We start from the raw sequence: 18291 nt of genomic DNA, 5'->3' as shown, positions 1-18291 counted from the left end.
CTGCCCGGCTGCCCGACCGCCCGTCCCCTCAGCACCCGGTGATGTGCTCCGGGCGGACCGGGACCCGGTTCAGGGGGCGGCCGGTGGCCGCGCGGATCGCCGAGACGATCGCCGGGGTCGGCGACAGCGTCGGGGCCTCGCCGACGCCGCGCAGCCCGTACGGGGCGTGCCCGTCGGCGAGTTCCAGCAGATCGACCGGGATGCCCGGGGTGTCCAGGACGGTCGGGATCAGGTAGTCCGTGAAGGAGGGGTTGCGGACCCGGGCGGTCACCGGGTCGACGACGATCTCCTCCATCACCGCGAGGCCGAGGCCCTGCGTGGTGCCTCCCTGGATCTGGCCGATGACGGACAGCGGGTTGAGGGCCTTGCCGACGTCCTGCGCCACCGCCAGTTCGATCACCTTCACCAGGCCGAGCTCGGTGTCCACCTCGACGACCGCCCGGTGCGCGGCGAAGGAGTACTGCACGTGGCCGTCGCCTTGGCCGCTCTCCCGGTCGAAGGGCTGCGTGGGCCGGTGGCGCCACTCCAGTTCGAGCTCGACGGCCTCGTCCGCCAGCAGGTCGGCGAGGTCCGCGAGGACCTCCCCGCCGTCGGTGACCACCTTGCCGCCCTCCAGGAGGAGTTCGGCGTGCGCCCAGGCCGGGTGGTACGAGCCGAACCGGCGCCGGCCGATCTCCAGCACCTTCTCCCGTACGGCCTCGCAGGTGTGTTTCACCGCGCCGCCGGTGACGTACGTCTGGCGGGACGCGGAGGTGGAGCCCGCGTTGCCGACCCGGGTGTCCGCCGGGTGGATGGTGACCCGGTCGACGCCCAGCTCCGTGCGGGCGATCTGCGCGTGCACCGTGACCCCGCCCTGGCCGACCTCGGCCATCGCGGTGTGGACGGTGGCCACCGCCTCGCCGCCCACCGCCTCCAGGCGGACCCGGGCGGTGGAGTAGTCGTCGTAGCCCTCGGAGAAGCCGACGTTCTTGATTCCGACGGCGTAGCCGATGCCCCGGACCACGTGCTCGCCGTGCGTGGTGTTGGACAGGCCGCCGGGCAGGTGGCGGATGTCGGCGCCCTGGCCGGCGCTCTCCCACTGCCGCTCGGGCGGCAGCGGCATCGCCTTCACGCGGCGCAGCAGCTCGGCCATCGGGGCCGGGGCGTCGACGAGTTGGCCGGTGGGCATGCGGGTGCCCTGCTCCATGGCGTTGAGCCGGCGGAACTCGACCGGGTCCATGCCGAGTTCGGCGGCGACGCGGTCCATCTGGGACTCGTACGCGAAACAGGCCTGGACGGCACCGAAGCCGCGCATCGCCCCGCAGGGCGGGTTGTTGGTGTAAAGGCCGATCGCCTCGATGTCCACGTTCTCCACGTCGTACGGGCCGAGGGCGAGGGAGGCCGCGTTGCCGACGACGGCGGGCGTGGAGGAGGCGTACGCGCCGCCGTCGAGGACGATCCGGGCGGTGACGTGGGTGAGCTTTCCGCCGAAGGTCGCGCCGTGCTCGTAGGCGAGCTTGGCGGGGTGGCGGTGGACGTGCCCGAAGAACGACTCGAACCGGTTGTAGACGATCTTCACGGGCTTGCCGGTGCGCTGGGCGAGCAGGCAGGCGTGGGCCTGCATGGAGAGGTCCTCGCGGCCGCCGAAGGCTCCGCCGACCCCGGAGAGGGTGAGGCGGAGCTTCTCCTCGGGCAGGCCGAGGACGGGGGCGACCTGCTTGCGGTCCACGTGCAGCCACTGGGTGGAGACGTAGAGGTCGATGCCGCCGTCGTCGGCGGGTACGGCGAGTCCGGACTCGGGGCCGAGGAAGGCCTGGTCCTGCATGCCGACCTCGTACTCGGCGCGCACGACGACGTCGGCGCGGGCGCGGGCGGCGGCGACGTCGCCGCGCTTGACCGGCTGGCGGTGGACGATGTTGGGGTGCGGGGTGTGGGGCGCATGGCGGTCGTCGCGGTCCGGGTGGAGCAGGACCGCGTCGGGGGCGGTGGCGCTCGCCTCGTCGGTGAGGGGCGTGAGGACCTCGTACGCGACCTCGATCCTGGCGGCGGCGCGGCGGGCCGTCTCGGGGTGGTCGGCGGCGACGAGGGCGATCGGCTCGCCGTGGAAGCGGACGCGGCCGTCGCACAGGACAGGCTGGTCGACGAACTCCAGGCCGTAGCGTTTGGCGGCGGGCAGGTCGTCGTAGGTCATGACCGTGTGCACGCCGGGGACCTTGAGGGCCTCGGTGACGTCGAGGCGGGTGACGAGGGCGTGGGCGTGCGGGGCGCGCAGGGTGTGACCCCAGAGCATGTCCTCGTGCCACAGGTCGGAGGCGTAGGCGAACTCCCCGGTGACCTTGAGGGTGCCGTCGGGGCGCAGGACGGACTCGCCGACGCCGCCGCGGGCGCCGGCGGTCGGCTGCGGGCGCTGCGTGAGGGAGCCGGGGGTACGGATCGGGGATGCGTCGGCCATGGAGGTGGGTCCCTTCGGGATGGGCTCGTGGTTACGCGGCTCCCCGCAGCGGGCCGCCGCTGCCGCCTCCGCCGGCCCGGTACTCCTCCCAGGTCCACAGGAGCTGGCGGCGGGCCAGGACGCCGACGGCGTGCCGGCGGTACCGGGCGGTGCCGCGGACGTCGTCGATCGGGTTGCAGGCCGCGGCCGCGAGATCCCCGAACTGCCGGGCGATCGACGGGGGGATGACCTTGCGGGACTCCCAGAAGCCGCCCTCGTCGAGGGCCGCGGCCAGGAACTCCTCCGCCGTCTTCGCCCGGATCGGCGTGGGGGCCGCCGAGCCGATGCCCGTACGGACGGTCCGGGTCGCGGGGTGCAGGGCCAGGCCGAAGGCGCAGACGGCGATGACCATGGCGTTGCGGGTGCCGACCTTGGAGAACTGCTGGGGCCCGTCCGCCCGGGCGACGTGGACGGCCTTGATCAGCTCGTCGGGGGCGAGGGCGTTGCGCTTGACCCCGGTGAAGAACGCGTCGATCGGGATCAGCCGGGAGCCCCGTACGGACTCCACCTCCACCTGCGCGCCGGCCGCGAGCAGCGCCGGGTGCGCATCGCCCGCCGGGGACGCCGTACCGAGGTTGCCGCCGACGCTGCCGCGGTTGCGGATCTGCGGGGAGGCGACGGTGTGCGAGGCGAGGGCGAGACCCGGGAGTTCCGTACGGAGGTTCTCCATGATCTGCGTGTACGGGACGGACGCGCCGAGCCGTACGACGTCCTCGCCGATCTCCCATTCCTGCAAGAGCCCGATGCGATTCAGGTCCATGAGGTACTCCGGCCGGCGGTGGTCGAAGTTGATCTCGACCATCACGTCGGTGCCACCGGCGATGGGCACGGCGGCGGGGTGCTCGGCCTTGGCGGCGAGCGCCTCCTCCCAGCCGGCGGGGCGAAGGAAGTCCATGGGTGTCCCATGAACCAGGGTGTTCGGCCTCAAACCGAATTACCCGGAATTCCCCCGGCCATCGCGCTGCTGCTGGGGCTGGTTGATCGTGACGGAGCCGAAATCCCGGCCCAGAACGACCCCGCTCTCGAAGGTGCCGCCGCTGATCGTGTTCCGGACGGCCGTGGCCTGCGAGGCCTCGCGCCAGTCCGGGTTCACCTCGTCCAGCAGCTCCGTGAGCTCCCGTACGGCCGCCGGGTCGGACTCCAGGACCGTCCGCAGGCGCTCCCGCCAGCCCTCTTCGACCTGCTCCGCGGCCGCCTCGTCGCCGTCGGCGCGGGCCAGGAGCAGCTCGGCGCGGGAGGCGCGGAGCTCCGTGTCCGTCCGTCCGAGGAGACGGGCCAGTCGCCCGCTCGTATAGGTCCAGGCGTCCGACGCCATCAGCCCGACGATGGTCGTCGCACCCGCGGTCACCAGTGCCGCAACATCCATGCCGATCACGCTAGCCGTAGGCTGGCGGCGGCGTGGGCGGATCGGGAAAGTGAGCGGCATGGTGCGGACGGAGCGGGGGCTGCCGGACCGCCGGTGGCTCACGGTGCCGGCCGGGCGCACCGTCCTCGGCGTCATCCACAACGTCACCTCGGCGACGCGGCTGCTCGACGTGCTCGCCGTCTTCGAGGGCGACCCGCGGGTGCGGGTGGTGTTCACGTGCACCGGGTCGTCGGCGCTGGACGGCGGGGTCGCGGAATACGCCGCCGCGCACGGGCTGTTCCTCATTCCCTGGGAAAAGGCCCTGGCGCAGGAATTCGACCTGGCGGTGAGCACGAGCCGCGGTGGAGATCTGGAGGAGATATCCGCCCCGCTCATAGGCGCCCCGCACGGGGCCGGATACAATAAAAAACTCAGCAGGAATCCGGAATCCGGAATCCGGAATCCGGAATCCGGAATCCGGGGCCGGGGCCGGGGCCGGGGCCGGGGGTGGAGGCGGGGCCGGGGCGTTCGGGCTCTCGGCCGAGTGGCTGCTCCACGACGGTGAGGTCGTCCCGTCCGCCATCGTCCTCTCGCACGAGGAACAGCACGCCCGCCTGCTCCGCGACTGCCCCGAGGCCGCCCCGTACGCCCACGTCGCCGGCGACCCCTGCGCGGACCAGCTCGACGCCTCCGCGCCCTTCCGTACGGAATACCGCGCCGCCCTCGGAATCCGGCCGGGGCAGAAACTCCTCCTGATCACCTCCACCTGGGGCCCGGATTCCGTCCTGGGTGCCGCTCCCGATGCCGTACGCCGGGCCCTCGCGGAATTGCCGTACGACGAATACCGCGTCCTGGCCGCCGTCCACCCCAATGCCTGGTACGGCCACGGCGGCTGGCAGATCAGGAACTGGCTGGAGCCCTGCCTGCGCGCCGGGCTCATGCTGCCGCCGCCCGCCGGGGAGACCTGGAAGGCCGCGATCTGCGCCGCGGACGCCTTCCTCGGCGACCACGGCTCCCTGTCCCTGTACGCTGCCGCCCGCGGACTGCCCGGGCTGCTCGCCTCCTTCGGCGCGGACACCGTCGCCCCCGGCTCCCCCATGGCCTGGCTCGGCGAACGGCTCCCCCGCCTGGACCCGGTCCGCCCGCTGGCCGCCCAGCTGGCCGAGGCCGTCGCCCTCCCCTCGGCGGCGGCCCGCATCACCTCGCGCCCCGGCCGCTCGCTGGCCCTGCTCCGCCACCTGTGCTACCGCCATCTCGCCCTCCCCGAGCCGCAGTTCCCGTGCGTGCCGCGGCCCGTCGCGGTGCCGGAACCCTCCCCGCCGCGCTCGCCCGTGGGTCCCGCGCTCTACGTCGACACCCGCGTCACCGGCTGGGAGGTGGCCGTACGCCGCTACCCGGCCGAACCGCAGCGCGGGGCCGCCGCCCACCTGGGCGCCGACGTGCACGTGGTGGCCGACGCCGCCGAGCCGGATCCGCGGCTGCGCGGCCTCGCCGATGTGCTGGTGGCGCGGCCCGGGGCCGATCCGGTGGCGGTGTTCGCCCGGAACCCGGGATGCGCCCTGGTGGCCGGGCCCGGGCCGCGGCTGCTGCTGCGGGGCGGGCGGGAGTTCGGGGTGCCGGCCGGGGTGGATCCCGCGCTGGCGGGGTCGGCGCTGCTGGCCCTGCTCGGCGAAGGCCTCGACGCGGAGACGGAGTTCACCCTCCGGGTCGGCGGCGCCGCCTCAGCCCTGCGCCTGAGCCGCACCGCGGGCGAGGCGGATCCGGGCTTCCTCGGCCCGGATGCTGCGCAGTGACCCGTACAGCTCCAGCGCCTCCTGCCAGTCGGCCCGCGCGGCCGCCGGGTCGCCGAGGGCCGCGCGTACGTCTCCCCGTACGAGCACGGCGTCGGCCCGGTTGAGCGTCGGCGCGGCGAACGCCTCCAGGGCCGCCGCGAGCGGTTCGGCCGCCTCCTCGGGGCGTCCGGCCGCGAGGCGGGCCATGGCCTGGCGCAGCCGGGTCTTCGCCGCGTTCCCGGTGTCCGGTTCGGCGAGCGCCAGGAACCCGCGCAGCGCCTCGGCCAGATGCGCGGCGGCCTGTTCGTGCCGGCCGGCCGCGCTCGCCGCGTTGCCCTGGTGGTACTCCAACAGGGCGCGTCCGCGCGGGTGTTCCAGGTCGCCGAGGGCCGCCAGGGCCTGCCCGTACAGCTCGGCGGCCGCCTGCGGATCGCCCTGCGCGGCCGCGATCCGGCCGAGCCCCTCCAGGGCGGAGGACTCGGTCCGCGCGTGCCCTCCGGTGCGGCGGGCGCTCTCGCGGGCCGCGTCGTAGTGCCGGCGCGCCTCGTCGAGGTCCTCGGCGGAGCCGCGGTCGGCGAGGGCGAAGGCCAGCTCGAAGTGCATCCGGGCGAGGAGGAGCCCGTCGCCGGTCCGGCCGGCCGCGTCGACGGCGAGCCGGGCGATGCGGATCCACAGGGCGTGGTGGCCGCGGTCGAGGAACAACCCGTGGACGGCCTCGGCGAGCAGGCAGAGCTGCGCCGGCTCGGTCCCGGGCAGTTCGGCGATGGCGACGAGGTTGTTCCGGTCGGGCTCCAGCGCCTCCAGGGCCTCTGCCTTGTCCCGGAACACGCCGGTGAGCGCGCCCGGTTCGGCGAAGAGGGAGCCGGCCCGCCAGCGCGCGGAGATCCGCTGCTCGGCGGCCGCCGACCGGTGCAGGTACCAGTCGACGACACGCGGCAGGACGTCGTCCGAGGCGGGACCGGCGGCCAGGATCTGGGCGTGCCCGTGCAGGACCCCGTTCAGCCGGGAGCGCCCGGGTCCGGACCGCTCGAGCAGCCCTGCCGCGTAGAGGGGGCCCCGTACCCCGGGCGCCAGCTCGTCGAGGAGGGCGTCGGCGAACTCGGGGGTGGGGTGGACGCCCAGGAGGCGGAATCCGCGCCGCACCTGCGGGTCGAGGGCCTCGTAGGCGAGGTCGAAGAGGCGGCGGGGCATCTCGAGCGCCTCCAGGATGTTCTCCCGTGCGATCCGGGCCGCCAGCCCCTCGACCCCGTCGGACGCCGGATCGGCGGCGCAGGCCGCGGCGATGCGCACGACGTACGGCAGCCCCGCCGAGGCCCGCAGTACCGTGCGCAGCGCCTCCCCTGCCGGTACGTGCTCCCCCGCGACGGTGCGGAACAGCTCGGCGCACGCCTCCTCGTCCAGCTCCGGCACCGCGAGCCGCACCGGCAGCCGCCCGCCGCCCTGGTCCTGCTGCTCGAACGCGCCGAGCCGGAACCTGCTGGTCAGCACCACCATGCTGCCCGGATGGCCGGGCAGCAGCCGGCCCACCTGGGCCGCGGAGACGACCCCGTCGAGGACGACGAGCGAGGGCAGGCCGGCGGTCAGGCTGCGAAAGCGCGCGGCCAACGCATGCTCGGTCGAAGGGAGTTCGGCGCGGGGCGTGCCGAGCACCCCGATGAACGACTCGAGCACGGCGGTGGTGTCGGCGGCGTCCCCGACCCCCTGGGGGCTCATGTCGGCGTAGAACACCCCGCCGGGGAAAGCCTCCTTGCGCTGCTGCGCCCAGTGCAGGAGCAGCCCGGTCTTCCCGACCCCGACGGTGCCGTGCAACAGCACCAGCAGCGGCGCGCCCTGGCCGTCGCGCCCGGCGAGCAGCTCGTCGAGCCGGGCCCGCGGGGCCTCGCGGTCGACGAACCCGTCGGGCCCGAAGGGCAGCATGCGGGGCACGGGCGCAGCCATGGGGCCATGGTGGGCCACCCGGGAGTCCCGGCCCATGATGACCGGGCCGTAGAAGGTGCCGCCGGAGATGTTGCTGCTCACCGAGTCCACGGCCCGCAGTCTCCCAGCACCCCCACCCGGACGAACCCCTTCCGCCGGATCATGGCCGATAACCACCGCTACGCCGTCCGGACTCCCGGCTGGCCACCCCTGCCCCGAAGCCTCCGGGACGCAGCCATCCACAGCTACTCTTCTCCTTCGCGTCAGCGACGGTATCGGCGTGCGACACGCCGGTTCGGTCGATCCGGCCGAACCGGTCCGCCGTGCGGCGGGCCGCACACCGGCCGACGAGCTTCTTCCGCGCGGCCTGAGGCAGTCGGTTGCCTGCGCGGAGTGCCGCAGCCGGCGTCAGAGGCCAGGTCGCAGGTCAGCGGCCCCACGCAGCTCGCGAAGCCGCGTTGGCTTATGGGGGCGCATCCGCGCAGCACGATCCGCTAGGCTGTCGGTGGTCAGTCGGCTACTGCGCGCGTGCTGGGGAGAATGTCCGCCAGGATACCGCCCTCAACTCCTGCGCCTGTCTGCTGACCAGGGCGTTTGACTCGCCGGGATGGTGAACCCCACTGGGGTTTCGCCCCCGGGTTTCCGTCAAACCCCGGCCTTCGTGGGGCTTGCGGGAAAACTTAAAAGCGCAGTTCAGAGGGCTCTTCGCGAAGGCCCTCGGAACGTCTGCCAATTTTTCCTGGAACGTTCAGCCCATCGCTGCAGGTCAGCGGTTGGAGCGAGCCCCTAAGCCACTCTGCGGTCAATCCGGGATCCTGCCTGCCTATACCGCCCCATTTCTGGGAAGGGAGCCCCCGCCGCTCGATGACAGCCATCTGCCGATTGCCTACGGCCCGATCTACGTGAGTCCCGGTCGGCATGTGGCCGAGCATGCTCGCTGAGCCGGCACAACAGCTACGACGCCTACCTCGCCCGTGCCGGCATGCAAGCAGCATCGCGTGAAGGAAAACCGCGACCGTGCCGCGAACTCGGGCACCCGCATCGCGCGCAAGCACCACGAGGAACTGCGCCCGCTGGTCGGCCGGATCTCCGAACTCATCACGCAGAACCGGTAGAAGTGCGGCGTGGTGAGGACGAGGCCCACATCGGCGCCCTGCCCACCGCCCTCGTGAGGGGGCGGCGCCGTCCGCACCCACCTCGCGTGCAAGGGGCGACGAGGTCGGCGCCGTTCTCCGTGACTCGCCCGGAAGGGCAAGCGCCTGTTCGTGAAGCTTCGACCGCAAGCCGCTCGGTGAACTCAGCGCCATCTGGCTCGAGATCGCCCTGGGCCGTCCGCTCAAGGCGTACGCCGAAGGCGTCACCTCCGTACAGGCCGGTCCGGGCGCCGACGAGGCCAAAACGGCTGCGCGGCATCAAGGCCCGCCAAAGCCGCGCGGTGATCCTGGGCACCGACACCGCGCTGCCTCCTGAAGCCGCCAAGCTTCACGCCGCCTTCGGCAAGGCCCATCGCGAGGCTCTGGGCGCAACCACTGGAGCCGAGCAATGCGATCGACCGCCTGAGGCCAAGCTGCTCGGCAACACCCGGCAGAGGCTCCGCCGGGCGAGCTGGGAATCGAGCGTCAGCGAGTGCCTACTACCTGCCACTCATCCCTGGGGGTGGTGGAGAATAATCTCCCGCACATCCATCAACCATTGACGCAGCCGCACACCCTGCGGCGGGAGAATACTGAGCCCCAGCGTAGCCGCCGACTTCTTGAGCAGTTGATCCGATTCATTGAGGATCAGGAATTCTTTGATCTCGCCCGCCACCTGCCGGAGGTCACTCTCTTCAGCGCCTGAAACATAGTCGTCCAGGGCTTCTCTGTGCGAGGAGTACTCCAGTGAGAAATCTTGATGGAAGTATGCTGCCATCAGGTGCGAGAGTTCAGGAAAGCGTTCTCTCCATTCCCATGCGGTCTCAGGAGGCAGCTGAGAGGGTGGCACCGGTTCTGCAAGGAACCGCCGGAGGTGCCCGCCGATAACGGCAAGGCAGCCCTCCACCGTCCCCCCGCGGGGAGGGCGGATGTGAGGCAAAAGATCGACGTCATCCGCGATCTCATCATTGAACAGGCCGGTCTCTAGGAGATCGTCGATTTCCGCTGCCGCCTCGACTGCACGCGCGGGATCGAGCGCGGCTTGCCTGAGGTAGGCACTGAGCGCAACTCCGCTACGCTTCTCTGTGTCATCGAAGACAAAACCAGTCTCCTCATAAGAACACAGGAGCTGACGCAGCTCACGAAAACGGTCGTCCGACGGTGTCACCTGTTCGTGCCTTACTCTCGCGCTACGGAATAGGATATGAAGTGAGAACTCGGTAGCCGCTCGCAGCGGATGGATCACGCTTCAGGACCACCTGTACGCCGTTCACCCATTGCGCGGCGGTTCCGCGCTTGAAGTTCTCCCGCGTTAGAATCATGCCGGTTGCCTCGTCGAAGCGCATAGAGAAATCTATCTTCGTGCTCTTGGGTTTAGCGAGCCATTCGTCGATATTTTTCTGGTGTCTCAGCATCGCAGCATCAGTGAATCTCTGGGCCGACTCCTCATCTATGTACCTTGATGCCGCATCCATCTTGGGGCTGAGTCGAAGGCGCGTACGCAGGTCACGCGTAGTCATCTTCACGTGCCGCTCGATGGTATGCGAGCCGTTGATCCCTTCGTCACCCGGGACATCGGCACGGTATTTGGGATTGACTGGTCCCTTGCGCTTGTTACGAGGCCACGCGTTCGGCTCTCCGTCGCGCAGGAGCATGCCGAGATCGCCTGCTTCGGCCCCGAGCCCGTTAGGCAACGCAAATTCCGGGGTGTAGCCCGGCAGACGGACACCGCCCAGAAGGCTGCCCCAGCCGCCACCCTCCCTTGCGAGCTGGAACGTCTTCCCGGCTCCCCCGAAGGCTCCGCCGGTGAGGGTTCCGTAGACTCCGGCGTCCCGGGCTTCGTCCAGGTTGAGGCCGCCGGTCTGGACGCCGGCCGCTATCTTGAGCGGCTGGGCGACGGCGAGGTCGACGGTGACGGATTCGATGCCCGCGATGGCTGCGGTCGCGAAGACGGTGCCGGCGATGATGGCGACCTCGGTCGTGAGGGCCACGCCCACGGTCGCGGCAAGCTCGACGATGGTGGCCGTGGCGGCCGCCGCTGCGACTTCGGTGGCTCCGAGGGTGAAGAACGCCAGGGCCGTGCCGGCCACGATGACGGCGCCGGCGATCTCCAGTTCGCGGTCGAGTTTCTTCTTCGCGTCGGCCACGGCATCGGCGTACTTGTCGATCCCGTCGGCAAGCGACCGTGGGCCGTCGACGAGGTCTTGGAGCCAGCCCTTCTTGTCGCCGTAATAGCGGGCCCAGAAGGGATCGGCGAATGCGGAGATCGCCTCGCCGGTGTTGTTGTAAATCAGTGTCTGAGCGGCCTTGTTGGAGGCCGCTGCGATGTCTTCCATGTCGTCGGCGAACGTCCGCCAGGCGTTGGCGATGTCACGCAGTTTGCCTACGTTTCCGGCAGGCCACTCGATGCCGGTGACGTCGGTTACGACCTCCCGGACCTTGTCGCTGGTGCTCACTGCTGGTGGCCCGAAGCGCCGGGCTCGCCGTGGGGCGGGGGTGTGATCTTGCGGAACATGGCCCCGATCAGAGCATCGTTTTCTATGTGTCCGTCCGCCATGTCGGTCATCGCCGTGTGGATGCTCGCCAGGCCATCCTTGATGATGCCTGCGGACTTCTCCATCTGGGCGACGATCGGCTACGCCAGTTCCGCGTGCTGAAGGACGCACTGCCCCACTGCATGGGCGTCGTCTACGACGGAGCCTTCCGCGGTGTCCACCGCGACGCCCTCGCCCGGGCCGGCCTATTGGCCATCAACAAGCAGCACGGCTCCGTCGCCCCCGTCTTCTACGAACGCATCAGCCCCTGCCGAAGCGGTCACGAGCTCTGGTGCGACCAAGGCCGCATCGCCGAGAGCATCCGCATCGACGACGGCACCCGCATCCTCGAACCCCTCCCCATCACCAAGCTCGAGCACCGTGCGGGAGCCGCCAAGAGCCGCTGGTACCACGTCCTCAAGATCCCCTGCCGCCACGGCGACCACGACTACCGCGTCCCCGTCGGCATCACCACCACCCCTGCCGACCGGACCCTGCGCTGCGTCGACACCGGCAAGCGCATCAAGAGCGACAGCGAACGCGGCTTCCACCGAGCCGAATACCTTCAGCAGATCCCCGAGGCCAGCCTCACCCACCAGCTCCTCTACCCCTACCGCGCCGACTCCGAGTCCGTACACAGCCAATTCGACCAGAGCCTCTGGAATCGCCGCATGATTGCCTACGGCGTGGATCGCCAAAAGATCTTCGTCCTCGGCTTCGCCCTCTCCCAGAACGCCACCAGCCACCAGATCCACCTCCAGGCCCGCATCAACGCCCAACAGGTCCTCCGCATCGCCTGACACCCCTCGACCCCACGACGGCCGCGCCCACCCCAGGGCGCGGCCGTCGCTCCGTTAAAAAGGCCCCATCCATGACAAGCGGAACAGAACGGATGCTCCAGCAGCCTGCCCACACCCGTGCAGCACCCCCGGCCTCCCCACCCACCACCTCAGACGCTCAGAAACCCCAGGTCACGACGATGCCTTCGCCTCAGGCCCACTCCCACGGCAATCCATGCGACCACTCCCAGCACGATCCGCTAGGCTGTCAGCGGTCAGACGACTACCAGGCGTGTGCCGGGGAAAGTGTCCGCGAGGGCACCTCCGCCCGGGCGTGCGCACGTCATCCGACCAGCACGCTTGCCGAAGCGGCTCGGACAATCCCTCTGGGGTTTCCGGCAACGTTTCCGACAAGCCCCGGCCTTCGTAGCTCAGGGGATAGAGCACCGCTCTCCTAAAGCGGGTGTCGCAGGTTCGAATCCTGCCGGGGGCACAGCACGCAAGGCGCTGCCCTGGGATTTCCTCCCGGCGAGGCGCTCTACTCGGCCCCGGACTCCTCGTCCGGGGCCGTTTGCGTGAGCGGTGCGTGAGCGGACGTGCTGTCGGCCTCCGGGATTGCTGCCGACGGATCGGCACGCCCCAGCAGCGTGGGCCAGGGTCGCGGCGCCGTGGCGCAGGTCGTGGAGGCGGATCGGCGGGAGCCCGATCTCCTCGTACAGCTCGATGAAGCGGCGCGTGACGTTCGCCGGGTGGAGGAGCTCACCGTTCTTGCGGGTGAAGACGCGGCCCGTCTCCACCCACGCGCTCTCCCACTCGGCATGCGTACAGCCGGTCCTCGGCGATGTGGTCGAGGAAGAGACCGGTGTGCTCCGGCGTCCAGACCATCACGGGGGAGGGCTTCTCTCCCCGGCATCCTGGCGGGCATCGCAGGAGCCGTGGCCGCGGACGTCCAGCGGCTCCCGATCGCGGACGGGGCCTTGGGTGCGGTCCTGGCCATGCACATGCTCTACCACGTCGAGGACCAGGCCCGAGCCGCCCAGGAGCTGGGGCGCGTTCTGGCCAGGGGCGGCATCGCCATCGCGTCCACCAACAGCAGGACCGACAAGCGTGAACTGGAGGACCTCTGGCGACGAGCCGCCGGCGACGTCCTCGGCATCCCGGAAGGCCCCGCCCGAGTACAGCTCTCCGCCCGCTTCACCCTGGAAGACGCCCCCGCCCTTCTGGGCGCCCCCCGGAGTGATCGAAGTGACCGACGCCGAGCCTGTGGTCGCCCACCTGGCTTCGTACGAGGCGTGGGCCGACCAGATGGGCGTCCCCTTCAAGGAGACCGTCGAGCGGGCCCGGGAACGGGTGGACGAAACGATCCGGGCGGAGGGCTCGTTCCGCGTCACCTGCCTCGGCGGGATTCTCGTCTGCGGCCAGCGTGTAGCCGCACGTAACCTCGGGCCGTGATGGAGCCTTCCGTGCCCCAGTGGGAGCGGATAAACCTTCCAACCGACGGCTGTCAGGCGGCGAGGAGGGCCGCGATACCCGATCGGCCGGTCTGCGCTTGCCTCTGCTGCGACCGGGCAGCCGCTTCGGTGAAGGGTTAATCTGGCGCCAGAAGCGGAGGCTGCCATGGCACAGCAGATCCAGGACTTCATGACCGGCCACCCCGTCACCGCCCGCACGCTGACGTCGCTGTCCGAGGCAGCCCGTCTCATGCGCGACGCGGACATCGGTGACCTTCTCGTTGTCGACGACGACGGACGCCTGAAAGGCATCCTCACCGACCGGGATCTCGTCATCCGAGCAATCGCCGAGAACAGGGACCCTGCCGAAACCACCGTGCGTGCCGTCTGTAGCCCGGCCCCCGTCACTGTCCAACCGCAGGACGCTCCCGGTCGAGCAGCGGACCTCATGCACGAACACGCGTTGCGGCGGCTTCCCGTGACCGAGGAGGACGGGTGCTTGGTCGGTATCGTCACCCTGGGCGATCTCGCGATCGAAGGCGACCCGGACTCCGCCCTCGCGGACATCTCGACCGCCGAGTCCAATGGCTGAGGCGATTCCATGATCACGGTGTCGATACCGCTGATTCCCGCCCCTGACGGCGATCTGCTGATACCAGCAGGCCACGTCACCGCTCTGCTGCGCAGCCTCGCCGCCGATTGGTTGCGCTCGACGGATATCGGAGAGATGCGCGGCGATGAGCAGACCGTCACTGACCTGTCCCGCGTTCTGAATGAACTCGCCGATCAGATCGACGTCGAATGCATCGGATTTACATCCAGACCGCAGCAGTAGTCCCTCCGGCCTCTCGGATCAGGAGCTCGTCTCAGGCCAATGCCGTTGACATTGCCGCAAATGAACGGCATTGCCCCTAAGGGCTGTCCCGTAACTGCTCTCTGGCAGGGCCGCCCTGGTTCTACCAACGGTCAGCCGCCAGGACGGTGGAGGGGTAGCTCTCGTGGGGGATCGTGATCGGTCGTGTGGCTGACGCACGGTCGTTGAGGTTCGGCAACGGTGGGGTCATGCCGATCACACGTCTCGCCCTTCCGCTTGGCGACACCGAGCGCCCCGTCCCCGTTTGGGCTCTGAGTCTGGCCAAGGCCCTCCCGTTCATCGTGCTGCCGCACTGCCTGTGGCGGCTCCCGTTCGCCGTCGGCTTCACGATGGGCACGGTCGAGCCGCACCGGCCGCCTCTGCCCTGGTGGGCGCCGGGCTACGTCGTTGGCCTCAGTGTGCTCACCGAGGCGCTGTGTCTGCTGACCACTGGGCTGGTGGCCGGCTGGGGCGAGCTGTTCCCGCGCTGGATCCCGTTCGTCGGCGGCCGTCGGGTGCCCCCGCTCGCCGCCCTGATCCCGGCGGTCCTGGGCGGCCTGGCCCTGGTGGCGATGTTCGATCTCATGCCGCTCGCCTGGGCGGGCATCGTGCCCGAGGTGGGGTTCAGCAACGGGTGGTGGATGGCCCTGGCCCGGGTGTGCATCAGCCCGGCGCTGCTGTGGGGTCCGATCGTGCTGGCTCTTGCCTGGGCCTACTACCGGCGCCGCCAACCTGCCTGATGGGTTCGTCGGTCCAGATCCGGCCGAGTCGGGTGTCAGAGCGGATGAGATGATCTCGGTGTGGCTGGTGTGATCAAGGCGTCAGAGCCCTCTTGGATAACCCCGTTCACCGGGTTGAGCCCCCGCGACTTTCGCAAGCTGATGACGGCCCTGCGTCGCGAGGGTGGCGATGATATTCGCCCTGGCCGACCGTGGGGTCTGCCCCTTGAGGATCGGGTCCTGCTGGTCGCGGCCTACTGGCGCACCAAACTGACGTTGCGACAGCTCGCGCCACTATTCGGGGTGTCCAAGTCGGCGGCCGCCCGCATCATCGACCACATTGGCCCGCTGCTCGCGCTCAAGCCGCGGCAACGCTTCCGCAAGGGCACCGTGCTGATCGTCGACGGCACCCTGGTTCCGACCCGCGACCACACGATCGCCGAGCAGTCCAAGAACTACCGGTACTCCACCAACCACCAGGTGGTCATCGACGCCCACACCCGCCTGGTCGTCGCTGTCGGCAAGCCCCTGCCCGGCAACCGGAACGACTGCAAGGCCTGGGAGGAATCCGGCGCCAAGGACGCGGTCGGCCGAACCACGACGATCGCCGACGGCGGCTACCCGGGCACCGGCCTGGTCATCCCTCGCCGCCGACCCAAGGGCGGCGAGCTCACCGAGTGGCAAGCCGAACACAACCGTGAGCACAAGCAGGTCCGCGCCCGCGTCGAACACGTCTTCGCCCGGATGAAGACCTGGAAGATCCTCCGCGACTGCCGTCTCAAGGGCGACGGCGTCCACCACGCGATGCTCGGCATCGCCCGCCTGCACAACATCCTCCAGGCGGCGTGAGGCGGGCGACCGCCGAGCATCGACCCCGGCCCGAGACGCCCGAAGATCAATTACGGGACAGTCCTTAGGCGGGCTGGTTGGACAGAACGTCCGCCGGAACCTTCGTCCAGACCTGGTTTTCGAAGAGGACCCACACCCTCGTCCCAGCGTCGTTCTTCTCGGCTTTGGCACTGGCGTTCATGCTCGCCTCGTACGACTCGCCCTTGGCCGGGTCGCCCGTCGTGCCACGCAGCCCCTTGGGGAGCCAGCCGTCCTCACCGATCTTGTGGTCTTGGATGAGATAGACAGTTTCATTCGGGTTAAACGTCATGCGTGCATTTTGTCCGCAAGGCGGGCGCCATGCGGACAGTTCAGCCGCGCGGTCCGCATGTTCCCTCGATCGGACGAACAGATCGTCACCACCCAGGGGCCCCGCCGGGAGCGGGGCCCCTGGGGCATGCCCACTAGGGCCGGTCGCAGCAGCGAGGTCAGCCGTCCCGTGCCCGCGCCTTCGTGACCAACGCCGGTGACAGCACGGTGTCGGTGATCAACACCAACGCCCTCACGGTCACATCCGTCCCCGTCGGTCACACGCCCATCGGGGTGGCAGCGGAACAGTCCCGCCCCCGCGTCTACGTGGCCAACCGCAGCGGCGACACGGTTTCGGTGATCAACACCAGCACCAACAGGGTGATCGCCACCATCCACGTCGGCAACAACCCGCTCGCGGTGGCCGTCGTCGGCTAAGCCTCGTCTAAAGCGGGAGTATCCCACCGCCTGCCTGCCCTCGTGTGGCGGGCTGTGGGGCGGGTACAGGGCCGGGCAGCGGGCCCGGCTGCGGGTGCGGATCGGGTCGCGGGGCGGGTGACGGCTGTGGATCGGGTTCAGGCTGTGGCGGGGCGGGTGGCACCGGGTCCGGCCCTGGAGCCGGGACCGGCCCAGGCAAGGGTCCGGGTTGCGGACCGGGGCCGGGACCCGGCGCAGGGGTCCGGGTTGCGGACCGGGGCCGGGACCCGGCGCAGGGGTCGGGCTGGGAGGTACGGGATCATTTGGAGGAGTACCCATGTTTTCTCCCTGCTGTCGGGGCCTGGCCGGCACCTACCGGCGTGGAGGGGTCGGCGGCGGTTCAGGGATCGGCTCCGGTCCCGGGACGGGACTGGGGACCGGCCTCGGTGTATGAGGAACCGGGCCCGAGCCTGACGGGAGCGGATGGGTTGGCGGCGGCCCGGTCCTCGGGGGCCCGCCCCTGCTCCTGTGCGTGTATGCGTTCGCGTTCGTCATGGTGATCCAGCTCATTACGGGAATCATTCCTCGCTCCTTCGCCTGCCCGCTCGCGTCCGGTCGAATCTCCGCCGTCCTCCATCGATTGGTTCCCGTCTGCGTTCCACCGCGCGAGTGCTCGCCCAAACTCTGGAGCGGGAGGGTGACGCCGGTGCGGGGACCCGCCTGCACACCTGATCAAACCCGCCCTTGCGGGGCCGGGGCCCGCTACGTCCGGCCGGGCTTGTGATGCCGTGTCGCGGCTGCCTCGACCTGGGTCACGGTCAGTCCGGTTTCCTCGCACAGGCCGGCCTGACTGGCCTCCGAATCCGCCACATGACGTGCGACCGGAATGGGTTCCCTTCGTCTCCCAGGCTTCCCCGCCGCTGCCATCCGGTCGCCGTCATGCCGGGCGTCTGCTCCCATCGGGCTCCGCCATGCCCGGTCTCAGCCGGTCTTGAGGAGGTCTGAGCGGGGTAGACGCGCGATAATGGAAGCGCGTGCAAGGAGGCAGTCATGTCTGCCGACATCATGCGAAGGAGATTCCCATTCTCCCCGTGGAGCCCGGACTTGCCGGCACCGACCTGGACAAGGCCGTGGACATCACGCCGCACGAAGGCGCCCATGGCCGGCGAGCAGGCCGCCGCCCGCCGGATTGAGATCACGAGGTGTCGGTCATGTCCACTGATGCGATCGTGATGCTCAGGGAGGATCACAAGCGGGTACGGAAACTGATCCGCGCTTGCCGTGCCGCGGACGGAGATCAGGGCACAGAAGGGCTGGCCGGGGACACCAGCGGGCAGGGCGAGATCGTGAATGAGTTGCTGCACGAACTGACCGTCCACATGTTCGTCGAGAAAGAGGTCATGTACCCGCAGGTGCGTCGGCTCATGCCCGAAACCGCACCCTTGGTGCTGGAGTTCCAGGAGGAGCACCACGTGGCGGACGTACTGGCCCGCGAGCTTGCGGGCATGCAGCCGGGCGACGAGTCCTACGCCGCCAAGCTGCATGTGCTGATCGACACTGTGGAGCGGCACCTGGCGGCCGAGGAGCAGGAGTGGTTCCCGCAGGTGCGGGAAGCGCTGGGCCGCAAGGAACTGCAGTCGATCGGCGTGCAGACGGCGGCGGTACGCGAACGGGCGCCGGAACGCCCGCACCCGTCGGCGCTGAGCAAACTGGCCGAGCTGACTGCGTAGACACCGTGAAGCCGCGGGCCCGGTCCAGCCGGAT

Annotated in this window: 17 protein-coding genes, 1 tRNA gene and 3 pseudogenes; 12 read left to right on the top strand and 9 right to left on the bottom strand. The window is 70.1% G+C overall.

The features are described from left to right. Positions 1–28: 28 nt before the first annotated feature. The 3 genes from pucD to AB0I68_RS17885 are packed head-to-tail and all read right to left on the bottom strand — an operon-like array spanning position 29 to position 3836. Complete coding sequence (pucD, locus tag AB0I68_RS17895; RefSeq protein ID WP_363178255.1) at positions 29–2431, bottom strand: xanthine dehydrogenase subunit D; 2403 nt, start codon at positions 2429–2431, stop codon at positions 29–31. 31 nt (positions 2432–2462) lie between these two features. After that, positions 2463–3365, bottom strand: coding sequence for an FAD binding domain-containing protein (locus tag AB0I68_RS17890; RefSeq protein WP_363178254.1), 903 nt, complete (start codon positions 3363–3365; stop codon positions 2463–2465). A 39-nt stretch (positions 3366–3404) separates the two neighbouring features. After that, a complete protein-coding gene (locus AB0I68_RS17885; RefSeq protein ID WP_363178253.1) occupies positions 3405–3836 on the bottom strand; it encodes a hypothetical protein in 432 nt (143 codons plus the stop codon). 58 nt (positions 3837–3894) lie between these two features. Here AB0I68_RS17885 and AB0I68_RS17880 point away from each other — a divergent pair, with 58 nt between their 5' ends. Next, positions 3895–4380 (top strand): hypothetical protein, encoded by a 486-nt coding sequence (locus tag AB0I68_RS17880; protein WP_363178252.1) that lies wholly within the window; start codon positions 3895–3897, stop codon positions 4378–4380. Positions 4381–4642: 262 nt separating this feature from the next. Continuing rightward, on the top strand, positions 4643–5608 hold the full coding sequence (locus tag AB0I68_RS17875) for a hypothetical protein (protein ID WP_363178251.1): 966 nt from the start codon (positions 4643–4645) through the stop codon (positions 5606–5608). Here the strand turns inward: AB0I68_RS17875 and AB0I68_RS17870 are convergent. From AB0I68_RS17870 to AB0I68_RS17855, 4 genes are all read right to left on the bottom strand, one after another. After that, positions 5537–7615, bottom strand: coding sequence for a tetratricopeptide repeat protein (locus tag AB0I68_RS17870; RefSeq protein WP_363178250.1), 2079 nt, complete (start codon positions 7613–7615; stop codon positions 5537–5539). The genes AB0I68_RS17875 and AB0I68_RS17870 overlap by 72 nt on opposite strands. A gap of 1533 nt (positions 7616–9148) precedes the next feature. Continuing rightward, complete coding sequence (locus AB0I68_RS17865) at positions 9149–9805, bottom strand: contact-dependent growth inhibition system immunity protein (protein WP_363178249.1); 657 nt, start codon at positions 9803–9805, stop codon at positions 9149–9151. Between the two features lie 22 nt (positions 9806–9827). Beyond that, positions 9828–11093: an RNase A-like domain-containing protein gene (locus tag AB0I68_RS17860; protein WP_363178248.1), complete on the bottom strand. Its 1266-nt coding sequence runs from the start codon at positions 11091–11093 to the stop codon at positions 9828–9830. Continuing rightward, positions 11090–11257, bottom strand: a complete 168-nt coding sequence (locus AB0I68_RS17855) for a hypothetical protein (RefSeq protein WP_363178247.1) — start codon at positions 11255–11257, stop codon at positions 11090–11092. The genes AB0I68_RS17860 and AB0I68_RS17855 overlap by 4 nt, the downstream gene beginning before the upstream one ends. Before the next feature lie 30 nt (positions 11258–11287). Between AB0I68_RS17855 and AB0I68_RS17850 the strand changes: the two genes are divergently transcribed. Next, positions 11288–11971 (top strand): hypothetical protein, encoded by a 684-nt coding sequence (locus tag AB0I68_RS17850; RefSeq protein ID WP_363178246.1) that lies wholly within the window; start codon positions 11288–11290, stop codon positions 11969–11971. A 399-nt stretch (positions 11972–12370) separates the two neighbouring features. After that, positions 12371–12443: transfer RNA gene (locus AB0I68_RS17845), tRNA-Arg, on the top strand. Positions 12444–12591: 148 nt separating this feature from the next. On the opposite strand, the pseudogene AB0I68_RS17840 reads toward AB0I68_RS17845, so the two are convergent. Then, positions 12592–12856, bottom strand: a pseudogene (locus tag AB0I68_RS17840) (hypothetical protein); the annotation flags it as partial. A gap of 2 nt (positions 12857–12858) precedes the next feature. On the opposite strand from AB0I68_RS17840, the pseudogene AB0I68_RS17835 reads away from it, so the two are divergent. The 5 genes and pseudogenes from AB0I68_RS17835 to AB0I68_RS17815 all read left to right on the top strand — a co-directional run. Further along, positions 12859–13402, top strand: a pseudogene (locus AB0I68_RS17835) (methyltransferase domain-containing protein); the annotation flags it as partial. 165 nt (positions 13403–13567) lie between these two features. Continuing rightward, the gene (locus AB0I68_RS17830; RefSeq protein WP_363178245.1) at positions 13568–13993 is read left to right on the top strand and encodes a CBS domain-containing protein; all 426 of its coding nucleotides are present in this window, start codon (positions 13568–13570) and stop codon (positions 13991–13993) included. A 9-nt stretch (positions 13994–14002) separates the two neighbouring features. After that, positions 14003–14236, top strand: coding sequence for a DUF6213 family protein (locus AB0I68_RS17825; protein ID WP_363178244.1), 234 nt, complete (start codon positions 14003–14005; stop codon positions 14234–14236). 227 nt (positions 14237–14463) lie between these two features. Then, on the top strand, positions 14464–14994 hold the full coding sequence (locus tag AB0I68_RS17820; RefSeq protein WP_363178243.1) for a hypothetical protein: 531 nt from the start codon (positions 14464–14466) through the stop codon (positions 14992–14994). Between the two features lie 60 nt (positions 14995–15054). Continuing rightward, positions 15055–15822, top strand: a complete 768-nt coding sequence (locus AB0I68_RS17815; protein WP_363178242.1) for a transposase — start codon at positions 15055–15057, stop codon at positions 15820–15822. A 64-nt stretch (positions 15823–15886) separates the two neighbouring features. Here AB0I68_RS17815 and AB0I68_RS17810 read toward each other — a convergent pair whose 3' ends face one another. After that, on the bottom strand, positions 15887–16132 hold the full coding sequence (locus tag AB0I68_RS17810; RefSeq protein ID WP_363178241.1) for a hypothetical protein: 246 nt from the start codon (positions 16130–16132) through the stop codon (positions 15887–15889). A 173-nt stretch (positions 16133–16305) separates the two neighbouring features. On the opposite strand from AB0I68_RS17810, the pseudogene AB0I68_RS17805 reads away from it, so the two are divergent. From AB0I68_RS17805 to AB0I68_RS17795, 3 genes and pseudogenes are all read left to right on the top strand, one after another. After that, a pseudogene (locus AB0I68_RS17805) lies at positions 16306–16398 on the top strand (hypothetical protein); the annotation flags it as partial. Positions 16399–16404: 6 nt separating this feature from the next. Continuing rightward, on the top strand, positions 16405–16548 hold the full coding sequence (locus AB0I68_RS17800; RefSeq protein WP_363178351.1) for a hypothetical protein: 144 nt from the start codon (positions 16405–16407) through the stop codon (positions 16546–16548). 1190 nt (positions 16549–17738) lie between these two features. Continuing rightward, positions 17739–18257, top strand: coding sequence for a hemerythrin domain-containing protein (locus AB0I68_RS17795; RefSeq protein ID WP_363178240.1), 519 nt, complete (start codon positions 17739–17741; stop codon positions 18255–18257). The last annotated feature ends 34 nt before the right edge of the window (positions 18258–18291 follow it).

It is taken from the genome of Streptomyces sp. NPDC050448 (assembly GCF_040655295.1).
Classification (GTDB): Bacteria; Actinomycetota; Actinomycetes; order Streptomycetales; family Streptomycetaceae; genus Streptomyces.
The sequence above is the reverse complement of the archived record's forward strand: the minus strand, read 5'-3'. Positions and strand labels throughout refer to the sequence as shown.

Coding starts and splice junctions, on each gene's coding strand:
- AB0I68_RS17825 (WP_363178244.1), top strand. CDS start 14,003: ATGATCACGGTGTCGATACCGCTGATTCCCGCCCCTGACGGCGATCTG.
- AB0I68_RS17885 (WP_363178253.1), bottom strand. CDS start 3,836: ATGGATGTTGCGGCACTGGTGACCGCGGGTGCGACGACCATCGTCGGG.
- AB0I68_RS17880 (WP_363178252.1), top strand. CDS start 3,895: ATGGTGCGGACGGAGCGGGGGCTGCCGGACCGCCGGTGGCTCACGGTG.
- AB0I68_RS17820 (WP_363178243.1), top strand. CDS start 14,464: ATGCCGATCACACGTCTCGCCCTTCCGCTTGGCGACACCGAGCGCCCC.
- AB0I68_RS17810 (WP_363178241.1), bottom strand. CDS start 16,132: ATGACGTTTAACCCGAATGAAACTGTCTATCTCATCCAAGACCACAAG.
- AB0I68_RS17890 (WP_363178254.1), bottom strand. CDS start 3,365: ATGGACTTCCTTCGCCCCGCCGGCTGGGAGGAGGCGCTCGCCGCCAAG.
- pucD (WP_363178255.1), bottom strand. CDS start 2,431: ATGGCCGACGCATCCCCGATCCGTACCCCCGGCTCCCTCACGCAGCGC.
- AB0I68_RS17855 (WP_363178247.1), bottom strand. CDS start 11,257: ATGGAGAAGTCCGCAGGCATCATCAAGGATGGCCTGGCGAGCATCCAC.
- AB0I68_RS17795 (WP_363178240.1), top strand. CDS start 17,739: ATGTCCACTGATGCGATCGTGATGCTCAGGGAGGATCACAAGCGGGTA.
- AB0I68_RS17830 (WP_363178245.1), top strand. CDS start 13,568: ATGGCACAGCAGATCCAGGACTTCATGACCGGCCACCCCGTCACCGCC.